The organism is Streptomyces diastaticus subsp. diastaticus (assembly GCF_011170125.1).
GTDB classification, from domain to species: Bacteria; Actinomycetota; Actinomycetes; order Streptomycetales; family Streptomycetaceae; genus Streptomyces; species Streptomyces diastaticus.
This window is the reverse complement of record NZ_BLLN01000003.1, coordinates 792,744-807,106: the sequence shown is the minus strand read 5'-3', so window position 1 is coordinate 807,106 and position 14,363 is coordinate 792,744. Positions and strand designations below refer to the sequence as shown.

Here is a 14,363-nt window from a genome sequence, read left to right as displayed (position 1 = left end):
CGCCGACCGGGCGCCCCGGGCCTCACCCCCGGCCGCCACCCGGCAGCCCCGCTGACCGGCGCGGCACCTGGCGTACCGCTGTCGCCGCGCTCAGGGCGGTAGGCAGGCGGCCCCCCGAGGACCGGCTCGGCGTGACCCGGTCCGCACCCCGCCCTACCCGCCGGCGCGGCGGAACCCGGCCACGCGGGGGCGAGGGCCCGGGAGGCGGCGGTGAGGGGCGGGGCGCGGGGCGGGGCGCCGCCGTCCGGGCGAACCGGAGACTTCCGGCGTAGGTAAGGGAACGGCAAAGCGGGGTCGTTCGTTCCTCCAGGCATGACAGCTATGACCCCCGGCTCGAACATCCCGCTCACCGCCACCAGCGTGACGGTGGACGTCTCCGCCCCGGTGCGGCTGGACGTCTCGGGCCTGCTGCTCACCGCCGACGGCAAGGTGCGCTCCGACGACGACTTCATCTTCTACAACCAGCCCACCGGCGCCGGTGTGACCTACCGCTCGGGCGGCGGCTCCGTCCCCGACGCGATCGTGGTCGACACGGCCTCGGTCCCGGCCCAGATCGAGAAGATCGTGGTCACGGCCAGCCCGGACGCCGCGGGCCAGACCTTCCAGGGCATCGAGCCCACCGCCACCATCCGCGGTGCCGACGGCCAGGCCCTCGCCACCTTCACCCCGCCGCAGCTCGGTTCCGAGACCGCCCTCGTCGTCGTCGAGGTCTACCGCCGCAACGGCGCGTGGAAGGCCCGCGCCGTCGGCCAGGGATACGCGAACGGACTGGCCGGCATCGCCACGGACTTCGGGGTGAGCGTCGAGGAGGAGCCGGCCGCGGCACCCGCGCCGCCCGCCGCCGCACCGGCCGCTCCGGACCCTCGTGCCGCCATGGCGACCCCGCCGCCGGCCGCGCCCCGAGCCGCCCCCGCTCCCCCGGCGCCCGGCTCCGGGAAGATCAACCTGGACAAGGGCCGGGTCAGCCTCCAGAAGAACCAGACGGTCTCGCTGGTCAAGGCCGGCCGCCCGCTGCTCTCGCGGATCAAGATGGGCCTGGGCTGGGAGCCGGCCTTCCGCGGCAAGGACATCGACCTGGACGCCTCGGTCATCGCCTACGGCCCGCAGCGCAACCAGCTCGACAGTTGCTACTTCGGCCGCCTGTCGATCCTGAACGGCGCCGTCAAACACTCCGGTGACAACCTCACCGGCGAGGGCGGGGGCGACGACGAGGTCATCGTGGTCGACCTGGGTGGCCTCCCGGCCGACGTCAGCGGCCTCGTCTTCACGGTGAACTCCTTCTCCGGCCAGAAGTTCACCGAGGTCGCCAAGGCGTACTGCCGCCTGGTGGACGCGGCGACCGACGAGGAGCTGGTCCGCTTCGACCTCACCTCGGCCGAGCCCCAGACCGGGGTGCTCATGGCCAAGCTGATCCGCCAGTTCTCCGGCGAGTGGGAGATGACGGCCATCGGCGACTTCGTGAAGTCCCGCACGGTGCGCGGCATGGTGAAGCCCGGCGCGCAGGCGCTGTAGCGCGCGTCTTCGGCACCCGTGGAGGGGCGGCACCGCCGGTGGGCGGTGCCGCCCCCGTCCGCGCGTTCCCGAGACCGCCCCCGGCCGACGCTTTTCCGCCAAGGGGCGCAGGGCGTGGCGGTAACGCGCCGGGCCGGTGAGGCGTCGAACGTCACAATCGGCCGCCCTGAGGCCGAAATTCACTCATATGCGCAGGTCAGGGCGGGTTCCCGAAGGAGCGGGGCAATCCGGCGGCCGGGAATCCACAGCGCGGGCACACAGAGAGCCCCTACTCTGTTCACATGTCCTCCATCCCCGTAACCGCCCGCGTGCGCCCCCCGTCCGTCATCAACGAGCAGATCCGCGCCCTCATGCTGCGCTCTGCCGGACGGCTCACGGCGGCCCAGCGCGCGGAGTACGAGGCGCTGGTGGAGGAGTGGGCGACCGCCGTCAGCTCCGGGGAGCCCGAGGCCGCGTAACCTCCGGATGCCGGGCCGCAGCCGTTCGGCGGCCCACGCGCCACCCCGGCCACTCCCGCCCCCTCACCCGGCCTCGCGCCCCTGTGCGCCCGTGCGCCCCCACACGCTTCCGGAAAGACGCGGTTCAGCCGGTACCGCACCGCCTTCCGGGGTACGCGAATGTGATCCTCACAGCATCCTCACGAAGAACCCCCAGGTCACAGCCGTGTCTCGGTGCGATCAGTGACTGCTCCGTGGCGGAACGTCAGTTCTTTCCCCTAGGCTTGCTCACATGTCCATGAACCACCCTCATTCCGGCCCCGCACGGCGTACGGCCGCCGTGCTGAACGAGCAGATCCGCGGCCTGTGGCTGCGCGCGGGCGGTTCCCTCTCTCCCGACGAGGCCGCGGAGTACCAGCGACTGGTCACCGAGTGGGCGGCGGCCATGCGCGACGAGATCGTCGAAGCGGCCTGACGCCCCCCTCCGCCCGGCCGTCGGGACGGGCGGAGGACAGCACGCACGCACCCGGGCGCACAAGACGGCGGCGGCCCGGACCAGGCAGATGGTCCGGGCCGCCGCCGCGTCACGAGCACCGCGGGATGCCGTGTCCCCCGACGGAAGCCATGGCCTCGCGGCCCGTCCGCGGCGGCGCGCTCACGCCCCGTGCCGGGACCGTGCCTTGAAGGCGGCCTTGCGCGCGTCCTTGGCCACCTTACGGTCCGGGTGGAGCCGCCCCATCGCCTCCAGCACGTCGGCGGTGGCGGGGTGGTCGACCCGCCAGGCCGCCTCGAAGAAGCCGCTGTGCTGCCCGGCGAGGCCCTCCACCAGGGCGCGCAGCTCCTCGGAGTTGCCCTCGGCCGCCAGTTGGGCCGCGATGGTGTCGACCGTCAGCCAGAAGACCAGCTCCTGCGCGGGCGGCGGCACGTCGGCGGCGCCCCGCTCCGCCAGCCACACCCGGGCGAGCCCGCCCAGCTCCGGGTCGTCGAGCACCTCTCGCAGCGCCCCCTCGGCCTCGGGCCCGACCAGGGAGAGCGCCTCCTGGCAGCGCAGGCGGCGCAGCGGCCCGCCCTCGTCGGTGCCCCGGGCCGCGGCGAGCAGGTCCCGGGCGGCCGGGGCGGCCTCGCGTCCGCTCAGCCAGGCGGCCAGCTCGTCGCGGACGGCCTGCGGCGGGTAGTCGCAGATGCCGTCGAGGAGGGCGTCGGCGCCCTTGCCGGCCAGCTCGCCGACGACCGGGGTCTCGTACCCCGCCTCGGAGAGCCTCAGGCGCAGCGCGTGGCGGCCGAGGGGGGTGAGACGGACCATGCCGTAGCGGCTGATGTCCTCCTCCGGCCCGGGTGCGCCGGGCTCCTCCTCCGCGTCGGCCATCAGCTCCTCGTCGACCGGCCAGAACTCCACCAGCCCGATCGGCTCCAGCGCCCGGAAGTAGTCGTCCAGCCGCATCATGGTGTCGGAGACGAACTCCAGGACCTCGTCGGAGGGTTCACCCACCGGCTCGTCGGAGGCGACCATGGTGGCGGCGAGGGCGGGCAGCGGCACGGGCGTCCCGGCCTCGGCGCCGGCGGTCAGCGTCAGGATGTAGAGGTTGGTGAGGGCCTCGTCGAGCAGATCCTCCTCGCCCTCCCGGTCCCAGCCGAGCGTGTCGAGGTCGAACTCCTCACCCGCCTCCAACGCTTCGGCCAGTCCCTCCAGGTCCGGTACGGCGGCGTCGGCGAGGACCGTCTCCAGGGCCGCCTCCCAGACGCCCACCACGTCCTGCGGGCTGCCGCCGGTGATCAGGGCCAGTTCGGGCCCGGCCTCGGCGGTGCCGGGGGACTCCTCGCCCCCCTCGTTCTCCACCGGGTCCTCGACGGTGACCAGGCCGGTGTCCACGGCGACCCGCCACGCCTCGCTCGCCTGGGCCTCGCCCTCGTCCCCGGCGGGCAGACCGAGCGCCTCGGCGGCCTCAGGCAGTTGGGCGTCGAGGAGTTCGCCGCCCGCGCCGACCCGGGTCGCGGGCCCGGCCCAGCGGGCGAGCCGCACGGCGCGGCCCAGCAGGGGGGTGGCGAGCGCGTCGCGCGCCAGTTCCGCCTCGGAGGCGAGCCTGACCGGGGGCAGGGCCGGGGGGTGTGCGGGCATCGGGGGGTTCTCCTCGGTCGGCGGCGTGTCCTGGTGCCGGTTCAGCGTAGACGGATTTGCGGGCATGCCGACCGGTTCCGGCCCGCGTCACCCGGCGTACATCCGCCGACCCTTGACAACTCCCCCCGCCCTCCAAGAGATTGACGCGCGTAGAGCCGCGTCCGGGGCCCGGTCCCGCCCGGCGGACCGGCTCCCGCGCCTTGTCTCTCGTCCCGTTCTCCACCACTTTCGGAGTCCTCCATGGCCGGTTCTCCCGCCCGCCCCGTGCCCCGCGCCGCGCTGCTGCGCCGCTCCCCCGCCGTCGCCGCCCTCTGCGCGGCGGCGCTCGGCGCGGGTCTGCTGGTGGCGGCCTCACCGCAGGCCGCCGCCGACGCCGCCGTGCGCATCCACGACATCCAGGGCACCACCCGCCTCTCGCCGCTGGCGGGACAGCAGGTGGAGGCGGTGCCCGGGGTCGTCACGGGCGTCCGGACGTACGGCTCGCGCGGCTTCTGGTTCCAGGACACCCGCCCCGACGGCGACCCGGCCACCAGCGAGGGCCTCTTCGTCTTCACCAACAGCTCCCCGACGGTGCGGGCGGGCGACGCCGTCGAGGTCACCGGCACGGTCACCGAGTACGTCCCGGGCGGCGCCGCCGGCGGGAACCAGTCGCTCACCCAGCTCTCCCGGCCCTCGGTCACCGTCGTCTCCTCCGGCAACCCGCTGCCGCCCGCCCAGGTGATCGACGCCCGGACCGTCCCGCCGCGCTACACCCCGGAGGGCGGCCCGGACGCCGGGGGGTCCATCAACTCCCTCACGCTGCGCCCACGTTCGTACGCACTGGACTTCTACGAGTCGCTGGAGGGCATGAACGTCCGCATCGGCACCTCCCGCGTCGTCGGCGCCACCGACCCGTACGCCGAGCTGTGGGTGACCGTGAAGCCGGGTGAGCGGCCGAGCCCCCGCGGTGGCACCGTCTACGGCTCCTACGCGGCGCAGAACACCGGGCGGCTCCAGGTGCAGCAGCTCGCCCCGCTCGCCGACAGCCCCTTCCCCCGGGCTGATGTGGGCGACCGCCTCACCGGCCGCACCGAGGGTCCGCTCGACTACAACCAGTACGGCGGGTACACGCTGGCCGCCCGCGAACTGGGCGAGGTCCGAAGCCGCGGCCTGGAGCGCGAGAAGACCAGGCCGCAGGCGAAGGGCGAGCTGGCGGTGGCCACGTACAACGTGGAGAACCTCGACCCGGGCGACCCGCAGGAGAAGTTCGACGCGCTGGCGAAGGCCGTGGTCACCAACCTCGCCTCACCCGACGTGCTGGCCCTGGAGGAGATCCAGGACGACAACGGCCCCACCGACGACGGCACCGTCTCCGCCGAGGAGACACTGCGCCGCTTCACCGAGGCCGTCAGGGCGGCCGGCGGCCCGGCCTACGACTGGCGGAGCATCGACCCGGTGGACAAGGCCGACGGCGGCGAGCCCGGCGGCAACATCCGGCAGGCGTTCCTCTTCAACCCCGGCCGCGTCTCCTTCACCGACCGGCCCGGCGGCGACGCCACCACCGCGACCGGTGTGGTCCGCGAGCGAGGAGGCGCGGCCCTGACCCACTCCCCCGGCCGCGTCGACCCGGCCGACCCGGCCTGGCGGAACAGCCGCAAGCCGCTGGCGGGCGAGTTCACCTTCCGCGGTGAGCGCGTCTTCCTGGTGGCCAACCACTTCGCCTCCAAGGGCGGCGACGAGCCGCTGGCCGGCCACCACCAGCCGCCCACCCGCTCCTCGGAGACCCAGCGGCACGCTCAGGCCGCCTCGGTCAACACCTTCGTGAAGAAGCTGCTGTCGGCCGACCGCGAGGCCAAGGTCCTGGTGCTGGGCGACATCAACGACTTCGAGTTCTCCGGCACCACCGAGGCGCTGGGCTCCGGCGGCGTCCTGAGGCCCGCCGTCCTCTCCCTGCCCCGCGCCGAGCGCTACTCGTACGTCTTCCAGGGCAACAGCCAGGTCCTCGACCAGATCCTCGTCAGCCCCGCCGTCAGGCACTTCCGCTACGACAGCGTCCACATCAACGCCGAGTTCGCCGACCAGAACAGCGACCACGACCCGCAGGTCCTGCGGTTCCGCCCCTGAGCCGGGCACGACGGACGGCCCGCCCCGGCGTTCCGGGGCGGGCCGTTCCGCTGACTCCTGGACCGGGCGCGCCGGGTCAGTTGTGGCTGTGCAGGACCTCGTTCAGCCCGCCCCAGACCGCGTTGTTCGGGCGGCCCTCGACGGCGCCGGTGACCGAGTTGCGGCGGAAGAGGATGTGCGAGGCGCCGCTCAGCTCGCGGGCCTTGACGACCTCGCCGTCGGGGAGCGTGACCAGGGTGCCCGCCGTGAGGTAGAGCCCTGCCTCGACCACGCACTCGTCGCCCAGGCCGATGCCGATGCCGGCCTCGGCGCCGACGAGGCAGCGCTCGCCGATGGAGATGACGACGTTGCCGCCGCCCGAGAGGGTGCCCATGGTGGAGGCGCCGCCGCCGATGTCGGAGCCGTCGCCGACGACCACGCCGGCCGAGACGCGGCCCTCGATCATGGAGGTGCCGAGCGTGCCCGCGTTGAAGTTGACGAAGCCCTCGTGCATCACCGTGGTGCCCTCGGCGAGGTGCGCGCCGAGCCGGACGCGGTCGGCGTCGGCGATGCGGACGCCCTTCGGGGCGACGTAGTCGGTCATCCGGGGGAACTTGTCCACCGAGGTGACCTGGAGGTGCAGCCCGGCGACGCGGGCGTTGAGCCGGGCCTGCTCCAGGTAGTCGACCGGGACGGGGCCGAGCGAGGTCCACGCGACGTTGGCGAGGTGGGCGAAGATGCCCTCCAGGTTCTGGCCGTGCGGACGGACCAGGCGGTGGCTGAGCAGGTGGAGCCGCAGGTAGACGTCGTGGGTGTCGACCGGCTTGTCGTCGAGGGAGGTGATGACCGTACGCACCGCGACGGTCTCCACCCCGCGGCGCGGGTCCTCACCCAGCACCTGGGCGGCGGCCTCACCGAGCGCCTCGGCGGCCTGCGTCGCGGTGAGCCGTTCGGTGCCGGCGGGACCGGGCTCGTCGGTCAGTTCGGGCGCCGGGAACCAGGTGTCGAGCACCGTGCCGTCGGCGGAGAGCGTGGCCAGCCCGGCGGCGACGGCGCCGGTGGTACGAGTAGCAGTCGAGTCGGTCATGAGGGCAACCTAACCGTCCTCACCCCGCCCGGGCCAACCGAGCGCGCGGCGCGGACGGCAGGTGCCGCCGGAGGGTTCCGAGCAGGTCCGGCACGCCGAGAAGGCGGGGTCCACCGGCCGTGACCGGTGGATCCCGCCTTCCCCGGGTGCGCCGCGGCGCACCCGGAACTCAGACGTTGAAGCCCAGTGCCCTGAGCTGCTCGCGCCCGTCGTCGGTGATCTTGTCGGGGCCCCACGGCGGCATCCAGACCCAGTTGATCCGGAGCTCGTTGACGATCCCGTCGGTGGCCGACTTGGCCTGGTCCTCGATGACGTCGGTCAGCGGGCAGGCCGCCGAGGTCAGGGTCATGTCGATGGTCGCGATGTTCGCGTCGTCGACGTGCACCCCGTAGATCAGGCCCAGGTTGACGACGTCGATCCCCAGCTCGGGGTCGACGACGTCCAGCAGCGCCTCGCGGACCTCCTCCTCGGAGGCGGGCTTCAGAGTGGCCTCGGCGTTCTCGCTCATGCCGTCCTCCTCGCGGTCGTGTCGCTCGCGTCCTCGCCCAGGGCCTGGGCGGTCGCGTCCTTCCATGCCATCCAGCTCAGCAGCGCGCACTTGACGCGTGCCGGGTACTTGGAGACGCCGGCGAACGCGACGGCGTCCTCCAGCACCTCCTCCATGGCGTCGTCCGGCTCGATCTGGCCCTTGGACTGCATCAGCTCCAGGAAGGTGCCCTGGATCTTCCGCGCCTGGGCCAGGTCTTTGCCGACCAGCAGGTCGTTCAGCACCGAGGCGCTGGCCTGGCTGATGGAACAGCCCTGCCCCTCGTAGCTGACGTCGGCGATGCGCTCGCCGTCGTACCTGACCCGCAGGGTGATCTCGTCGCCGCACGTCGGGTTCACGTGGTGCACCTCGGCGTCACCCTCGCGCAGCCCCCGCCCGTGCGGGTTCTTGTAGTGGTCCAGGATCACGTCCTGGTACATCGAATCCAGCTTCACGAGCCGTCCCTCAGCCGAAGAAGTTCCGTACGTGCTCCAGCCCGTCCACCAAGGCGTCGACCTCGGCGGGCGTGGAGTACAGATAGAACGACGCCCGCGTGGTCGCGGGAATTCCGTACCGCAGGCAGACCGGGCGCGCGCAGTGGTGTCCCACGCGGACCGCGATGCCCTGTTCGTCGAGGACCTGCCCGACGTCGTGCGGATGGATGTCGCCCAGCGTGAAGGAGATCGCCGCACCCCGGTCCTCGGCCGAGGCCGGGCCGATGATGCGCAGGCCGGGGACCTGGAGCAGGCGCTCGACGGCGTACTCGGTGATCGCGTGCTCGTGGGCGGCGATCTTCTCCATGCCGATGGAGCTGAGGTAGTCCACCGCCGCGCCCAGGCCGATGGCCTGGGAGATCGGCGGCGTGCCGGCCTCGAACTTGTACGGCGCGGGAGCGTACGTCGAGGAGTGCATCGAGACGGTCTCGATCATCTCGCCGCCGCCGAGGAACGGCGGCAGGTCCTCCAGCAGCTCCTGGCGGCCCCACAGGACGCCGATGCCGGTCGGCCCGCACATCTTGTGGCCGGTGAAGGCCACGAAGTCGGCCTGGAGCGCCTGGACGTCCAGGGGCATGTGCGGGGCGGCCTGCGAGGCGTCGATGAGGACCAGGGCGCCGACCTGCTGGGCGCGCCGGACGATCTTCTCGACCGGGTTGAGCGTGCCCAGCAGGTTGGAGACGAGGGTGAAGGAGACGATCTTCGTCTTCTCGGTGATGACCTCGTCGATGTCGGAGAGGTCGAGGCGGCCGTCGTCGGTCAGCCCGAACCACTTCAGCTTCGCGCCGGTGCGCTGCGAGAGCAGCTGCCACGGCACGATGTTGGAGTGGTGCTCCATCTCCGTGATGACGATCTCGGTGTCGGCGTCGACGCGGTAGGGCTCGTCGGCCCAGCCCAGCATGTTCGCGACGAGGTTGAGCGACTCGGAGGCGTTCTTGGTGAAGATCACCTCGTCGCGGCTCGGGGCGTTGATGAAGGCGGCGACCTTGTCGCGGGAGCCCTCGTACAGCGCCGTGGCCTCCTCGGCGAGCACGTGCACGCCGCGATGGACGTTGGCGTTGTGCTGCTCGTAGTACTCGCTGAGCACGTCGAGCACCTGGCGGGGCGTCTGGGAGGTCGCCGCGTTGTCCAGGTAGACGAGTTTCCTGCCGTCGTGGATCTCCCGGTGCAGGATCGGGAAGTCCTTGCGGATCGCCTCGGTGTCGAGGAGGCCGGAGAGCCCCTGATGGGCCACAGTCACGCGGATGCGCCACCCTTCACGTAGGACTCGTAGCCCTCCGCCTCCAGCTTGTCGGCCAGCTCCGCGCCGCCGGACTCGGCGATGCGGCCGCCCGCGAAGACGTGGACGTGGTCGGGCTTGATGTACCGCAGGATGCGGGTGTAGTGCGTGATCAGCAGGGTGCCGACCTCGCCGCCCTCGCGGACGCGGTTGACGCCCTCGGAGACGACGCGCAGGGCGTCCACGTCGAGGCCGGAGTCGGTCTCGTCGAGGATCGCGACCTTCGGCTTGAGCAGTTCGAGCTGAAGGATCTCGTGGCGCTTCTTCTCACCGCCGGAGAAGCCCTCGTTGACGTTGCGCTCGGCGAAGGCGGGGTCCATGTGGAGACTCTCCATGGCCTCCCTGACCTCCTTCACCCAGGTGCGCAGCTTCGGGGCCTCGCCGCGGACGGCGGTGGCGGAGGTGCGCAGGAAGTTGGAGACGGAGACGCCGGGGACCTCGACCGGGTACTGCATGGCGAGGAAGAGGCCGGCGCGGGCCCGCTCGTCGACGGACATCTCCAGGACGTCCTCGCCGTCGAGGGTGACGGTGCCGCCGGTGATCGTGTACTTGGGGTGGCCTGCCAGCGAGTAGGCGAGCGTCGACTTGCCCGAGCCGTTCGGGCCCATGATGGCGTGCGTCTCGCCCTGCTTCACGGTCAGGTCGACGCCCTTGAGGATCTCCTTCGTGGCGTTGTCGGCCTCGACGGTGACGTGCAGGTCGCGGATTTCAAGCGTTGCCATGGTGCCTCAGGACTCCTGGGTGAGGGAGACGAGCACGTCGTCCCCTTCGATCTTTACGGGGTATACGGGGACGGGGCGCGTGGCCGGCGGCCCGGAGGGCTTGCCGGTGCGCAGGTCGAAGGCGGAGCCGTGGAGCCAGCACTCGATCTGGCAGTCCTCGACCTCGCCCTCGGAGAGCGAGACGTTGGCGTGCGAGCAGATGTCGTTGATCGCGAACACCTCGCCCTCCGTGCGCACCACGGAGACCGGCGTGCCGTCGAGTTCCACCCGCTTGGGGGTGTCCTCCTCCAGCTCGCTGAGGCCGCAGGCCCTCACGTACGCGATGGCCATCAGACCGCGGCCTCCAGTTCGGCCTCGATCTTGGCGAGCAGCCGCTCCTCGACGTCGGGCAGCCCGATCTGCTGGACCAGCTCGGCGAAGAAGCCGCGGACCACCAGGCGGCGGGCGTCGGCCTCGGGGATGCCGCGGGCCATCAGGTAGAAGAGCTGCTCGTCGTCGAAGCGGCCGGTCGCCGAGGCGTGGCCGGCGCCGACGATCTCGCCGGTCTCGATCTCGAGGTTCGGCACCGAGTCCACCCGCGCGCCGTCGGTGAGGACGAGGTTGCGGTTCATCTCGTAGGTGTCGGTGCCCTCGGCGGCGGCCTCGATGAGGACGTCGCCGATCCAGACGGCGTGCGCGTCGTCGCCCTGGAGCGCGCCCTTGTAGACGACGTTCGAGGTGCAGTGCGGCTGGTCGTGGTCGACCAGGAGGCGGTGCTCCTGGTGCTGGCCCCGGTCGGTGAAGTACAGGCCGATCAGTTCGGCCGAACCGCCGGTCGAGGCGTAGTTGACGCGCGGGTGCAGCCGGACCAGGTCGCCGCCGAAGGTGACGACGACGGACTTGAACGAGGCGTCGCGGCCGATCAGCGCGTTGTGCTGGCCGACGTGGACGGCGTTGTCGTCCCAGTCCTGGACGGAGACGACGGTGAGCTTGGCGCCGTCGCCGATGAGGTAGTCGACGCCCGCGGCGAGGACCGCGTCACCGGTGTGGTCGACGACCACGACGGCCTCGGCGAAGGCGCCGAGTTCGATCACCTGGTGGGCGTAGGCGGTGCCGCCCTCGCCGTGCACGGTGATCCGGATCGGCTCCTCGGGCCGCGCCTCCTTGGGCACGGTGATGACCGACGCCTTCTCGAAGGCGCTGTACGCCTGGGCGGCGACGCGGTCGACGGGCTTGCCGGCCCGGCCGACGCGGGCGTCGTCGCGGCCGACGGTCTCCTGGGTGACCCCCTCGGGGGTGGAGATCTCGACGCGGATGCCGCCGTCGGCGACGGCGGTGCCGTCGTGCAGGCCGCGCAGCCGCTCCAGCGGCGTGAACCGCCACTCCTCCTCGCGGCCGTGCGGGACCGGGAAGTCGGCCACGTCGTACGAGGGGGGCGCGCTCATGCGCGTGGCGACGGTCGACTCGGCGGCCACCGCGATCTGACCGGCGGTGGTGGAACCCGCCGGCACGGTGCCCCCCTGGACGGGGGCGTTCTGGGCCTCAGCCATGGCTGTCGTGGTGCTCTCTCTCTGCGTCGGACTCAGCGAACCGAGCCGGAGGACTTCGTCAGGGGGTGCCTTCACCGTCCTGTGCGGTCTCCGCGGTGGCCGGTGCGTGCTCTCGGCACGCCGGGCGGAAGCTCTCGTACTGGACGTACTCGGGCTTTCGCCCGGTGGGGCGGGAGTGCGTGCCGGGCGCCCGCGGGCGCCGTGCGGGGCCGTGAAGGCGCCCCCTCGTGCTACGGGCTCGGCGTCAGCCGACGGCGCCTTCCATCTGGAGCTCGATCAGCCGGTTGAGTTCCAGCGCGTACTCCATGGGGAGCTCCTTGGCGATCGGCTCGACGAAGCCGCGCACGATCATCGCCATCGCCTCGAACTCGGTGAGGCCGCGGCTCATCAGGTAGAAGAGCTGGTCCTCGGAGACCTTGGAGACGGTCGCCTCGTGGCCCATGGACACGTCGTCCTCGCGGACGTCCACGTAGGGGTAGGTGTCCGAGCGGGAGATGGTGTCGACCAGCAGTGCGTCGCACAGCACGTTCGACTTCGCCCCCGGGGCGCCCTCACCGATCTCGATGAGACCGCGGTAGGAGGTGCGGCCGCCGCCTCGCGCCACCGACTTGGAGACGATGTTGGAGGAGGTGTTGGGGGCCATGTGGACCATCTTGGCGCCCGCGTCCTGGTGCTGGCCCTCGCCGGCGAAGGCGATGGAGAGCGTCTCGCCCTTGGCGTGCTCGCCCATCAGGTAGACGGCCGGGTACTTCATGGTGACCTTGGAGCCGATGTTGCCGTCGACCCACTCCATGGTCGCGCCCTCGTACGCCACGGCGCGCTTGGTGACCAGGTTGTAGACGTTGTTCGACCAGTTCTGGATGGTCGTGTAGCGGCAGCGGCCGCCCTTCTTGACGATGATCTCGACGACCGCGGAGTGCAGCGAGTCCGTCTTGTAGATCGGCGCGGTGCAGCCCTCGACGTAGTGGACGTAGGCGTCCTCGTCGACGATGATCAGCGTCCGCTCGAACTGGCCCATGTTCTCCGTGTTGATCCGGAAGTAGGCCTGGAGCGGGATCTCCACGTGCACGCCCTTCGGCACGTAGATGAAGGAGCCGCCGGACCACACGGCCGTGTTCAGCGCGGCGAACTTGTTGTCGCCGGCCGGGATGACGGTGCCGAAGTACTCCTGGAAGAGCTCCGGGTGCTCCTTCAGGGCGGTGTCGGTGTCGAGGAAGATGACGCCCTGCTCCTCCAGGTCCTCGCGGATCTGGTGGTAGACGACCTCCGACTCGTACTGCGCGGCGACGCCCGCGACCAGGCGCTGCTTCTCCGCCTCGGGGATGCCGAGCTTGTCGTACGTGTTCTTGATGTCCTCCGGCAGGTCCTCCCAGGACTCGGCCTGCTTCTCGGTGGACCGCACGAAGTACTTGATGTTGTCGAAGTCGATGCCGGAGAGGTCCGAGCCCCAGTTCGGCATGGGCTTCTTGCCGAAGAGCTTCAGGCCCTTGAGGCGGAGCTTGGTCATCCACTCCGGCTCGGACTTCTTGGAGGAGATGTCGCGGACGACGTCCTCGCCGATGCCACGCCGGGCGGAGGCTCCGGCCGCGTCGGAGTCGGCCCAGCCGTACTCGTACGTACCCAGGCCCTCGAGTTCGGGGTGGGCAGTCTCCGTGGGGAGCGTCATGCGGGGTTCCTCCCGGCCGTGCTTGCTGATGTGTCGGTGGTCTGCGGGGTGGCGCGCGGGATGAACGTCGTGCAGACGCCGTCTCCGTGCGCGATGGTCGCGAGGCGCTGGACGTGGGTGCCCAGGAGCTGGGAGAAGACCTCGGTCTCCGCCTCGCAGAGCTGTGGGAACTGCTCGGCCACGTGCGCGACCGGGCAGTGGTGCTGGCAGAGCTGCTCACCCTGCTGCGGCTCGGGGGCGCTACGCGCCGTAGCAGGGTACCCGTCGGCGCTCAGCGCCTTGGCCAGCGCGTGGGCGCGGTCCGCCGGGTCCGCGTCACCCATGGCGGCGCGGTACTGCTCGGCCTGGGCGGCGACCCTGGCCCGGGCGAAGGCGGCGACCGCCTCGGGCCCGGCCGTCTCGGCGATCCAGCGCAGCGCGTCCGCGGCGAGCGTGTCGTAGGACTGGTCGAAGGCGTCCCGCCCGCAGTCGGTGAGGGCGAAGACCTTGGCGGGCCTGCCCCTGGTCCGGGCGCCGTAGACGCGCTGTTCGCGGGATTCGACGACGCCGTCGGTGACGAGCGCGTCGAGGTGCCTGCGGACGGCGGCCTGGGTGAGCCCGAGCCGCTTCGCCAGGGCGGCGACCGTGGAGGGGCCGTGGTCCAGGATGGAGCGCGCGACACGGTTGCGGGTGGAGCGCTCACCGGTCGCGAGTTCCTCCTGCGGAGCCTCGCCAGCCTTTTTCACAACGCCATTGTTGCGTAATTCGACCGAGAGCGACAACCGCGCAGGTGGCGACCACTGAGTGGTTTCGATCACTTAGGGTTACCTAACCGTTCTTGCTGTGGTACCGGTCCCACCCGTCACAAGGAACCACACCGGCAGGGCACGCGCGGTCACCGTCCGGCGCGTCCGCCTCCGGGCCGGCCCGGCGG

General features: G+C 71.8%; 14 protein-coding genes. 4 read left to right on the top strand and 10 right to left on the bottom strand.

The genetic code is table 11. From position 1 onward, the window contains the following. The first annotated feature begins 321 nt into the window (after positions 1–321). From Sdia_RS12020 to Sdia_RS12010, 3 genes are all read left to right on the top strand, one after another. Entirely contained in the window at positions 322–1,512 is a 1,191-nt protein-coding gene (locus Sdia_RS12020; RefSeq protein WP_115068560.1) for a TerD family protein, read from the top strand. 281 nt (positions 1,513–1,793) lie between these two features. Next, positions 1,794–1,970, top strand: a complete 177-nt coding sequence (locus Sdia_RS12015) for a hypothetical protein (protein WP_164494908.1) — start codon at positions 1,794–1,796, stop codon at positions 1,968–1,970. A 271-nt stretch (positions 1,971–2,241) separates the two neighbouring features. Further along, positions 2,242–2,424 (top strand): hypothetical protein, encoded by a 183-nt coding sequence (locus Sdia_RS12010; protein WP_100453212.1) that lies wholly within the window; start codon positions 2,242–2,244, stop codon positions 2,422–2,424. A 180-nt stretch (positions 2,425–2,604) separates the two neighbouring features. Here the strand turns inward: Sdia_RS12010 and Sdia_RS12005 are convergent, their stop codons facing one another. Beyond that, on the bottom strand, positions 2,605–4,065 hold the full coding sequence (locus Sdia_RS12005) for a hypothetical protein (RefSeq protein WP_189500018.1): 1,461 nt from the start codon (positions 4,063–4,065) through the stop codon (positions 2,605–2,607). 240 nt (positions 4,066–4,305) lie between these two features. Between Sdia_RS12005 and Sdia_RS12000 the strand changes: the two genes are divergently transcribed. Next, a complete protein-coding gene (locus Sdia_RS12000) occupies positions 4,306–6,168 on the top strand; it encodes a DUF8508 domain-containing protein (protein ID WP_189500017.1) in 1,863 nt (620 codons plus the stop codon). Positions 6,169–6,244: 76 nt separating this feature from the next. Here the strand turns inward: Sdia_RS12000 and dapD are convergent, their stop codons facing one another. The 9 genes from dapD to Sdia_RS11955 form a co-directional block, all read right to left on the bottom strand. Continuing rightward, positions 6,245–7,234: a 2,3,4,5-tetrahydropyridine-2,6-dicarboxylate N-succinyltransferase gene (dapD, locus tag Sdia_RS11995; RefSeq protein WP_100453209.1), complete on the bottom strand. Its 990-nt coding sequence runs from the start codon at positions 7,232–7,234 to the stop codon at positions 6,245–6,247. Between the two features lie 169 nt (positions 7,235–7,403). Beyond that, on the bottom strand, positions 7,404–7,742 hold the full coding sequence (locus Sdia_RS11990) for a metal-sulfur cluster assembly factor (RefSeq protein WP_100453208.1): 339 nt from the start codon (positions 7,740–7,742) through the stop codon (positions 7,404–7,406). Next, on the bottom strand, positions 7,739–8,215 hold the full coding sequence (gene sufU, locus Sdia_RS11985) for a Fe-S cluster assembly sulfur transfer protein SufU (RefSeq protein ID WP_100453207.1): 477 nt from the start codon (positions 8,213–8,215) through the stop codon (positions 7,739–7,741). The genes Sdia_RS11990 and sufU overlap by 4 nt, the downstream gene beginning before the upstream one ends. Before the next feature lie 10 nt (positions 8,216–8,225). Further along, positions 8,226–9,494 (bottom strand): cysteine desulfurase, encoded by a 1,269-nt coding sequence (locus Sdia_RS11980; RefSeq protein ID WP_100453206.1) that lies wholly within the window; start codon positions 9,492–9,494, stop codon positions 8,226–8,228. Continuing rightward, on the bottom strand, positions 9,491–10,255 hold the full coding sequence (sufC, locus tag Sdia_RS11975) for a Fe-S cluster assembly ATPase SufC (RefSeq protein WP_100453205.1): 765 nt from the start codon (positions 10,253–10,255) through the stop codon (positions 9,491–9,493). Before sufC ends, Sdia_RS11980 begins: the two co-directional genes overlap by 4 nt. Positions 10,256–10,261: 6 nt before the next feature. Beyond that, positions 10,262–10,579, bottom strand: coding sequence for a non-heme iron oxygenase ferredoxin subunit (locus Sdia_RS11970; protein ID WP_100453390.1), 318 nt, complete (start codon positions 10,577–10,579; stop codon positions 10,262–10,264). A gap of 5 nt (positions 10,580–10,584) precedes the next feature. Next, on the bottom strand, positions 10,585–11,784 hold the full coding sequence (sufD, locus tag Sdia_RS11965) for a Fe-S cluster assembly protein SufD (protein WP_100453204.1): 1,200 nt from the start codon (positions 11,782–11,784) through the stop codon (positions 10,585–10,587). Between the two features lie 244 nt (positions 11,785–12,028). Continuing rightward, positions 12,029–13,450 (bottom strand): Fe-S cluster assembly protein SufB, encoded by a 1,422-nt coding sequence (gene sufB, locus Sdia_RS11960; RefSeq protein ID WP_100453203.1) that lies wholly within the window; start codon positions 13,448–13,450, stop codon positions 12,029–12,031. Continuing rightward, on the bottom strand, positions 13,447–14,175 hold the full coding sequence (locus tag Sdia_RS11955) for a helix-turn-helix transcriptional regulator (protein ID WP_189500016.1): 729 nt from the start codon (positions 14,173–14,175) through the stop codon (positions 13,447–13,449). Before Sdia_RS11955 ends, sufB begins: the two co-directional genes overlap by 4 nt. Positions 14,176–14,363 lie beyond the last annotated feature (188 nt).

Coding starts and splice junctions, on each gene's coding strand:
- Sdia_RS12020 (WP_115068560.1), top strand. CDS start 322: ATGACCCCCGGCTCGAACATCCCGCTCACCGCCACCAGCGTGACGGTG.
- Sdia_RS12015 (WP_164494908.1), top strand. CDS start 1,794: ATGTCCTCCATCCCCGTAACCGCCCGCGTGCGCCCCCCGTCCGTCATC.
- Sdia_RS12010 (WP_100453212.1), top strand. CDS start 2,242: ATGTCCATGAACCACCCTCATTCCGGCCCCGCACGGCGTACGGCCGCC.
- Sdia_RS12005 (WP_189500018.1), bottom strand. CDS start 4,065: ATGCCCGCACACCCCCCGGCCCTGCCCCCGGTCAGGCTCGCCTCCGAG.
- Sdia_RS12000 (WP_189500017.1), top strand. CDS start 4,306: ATGGCCGGTTCTCCCGCCCGCCCCGTGCCCCGCGCCGCGCTGCTGCGC.
- dapD (WP_100453209.1), bottom strand. CDS start 7,234: ATGACCGACTCGACTGCTACTCGTACCACCGGCGCCGTCGCCGCCGGG.
- Sdia_RS11990 (WP_100453208.1), bottom strand. CDS start 7,742: ATGAGCGAGAACGCCGAGGCCACTCTGAAGCCCGCCTCCGAGGAGGAG.
- sufC (WP_100453205.1), bottom strand. CDS start 10,255: ATGGCAACGCTTGAAATCCGCGACCTGCACGTCACCGTCGAGGCCGAC.
- sufD (WP_100453204.1), bottom strand. CDS start 11,784: ATGGCTGAGGCCCAGAACGCCCCCGTCCAGGGGGGCACCGTGCCGGCG.
- sufB (WP_100453203.1), bottom strand. CDS start 13,450: ATGACGCTCCCCACGGAGACTGCCCACCCCGAACTCGAGGGCCTGGGT.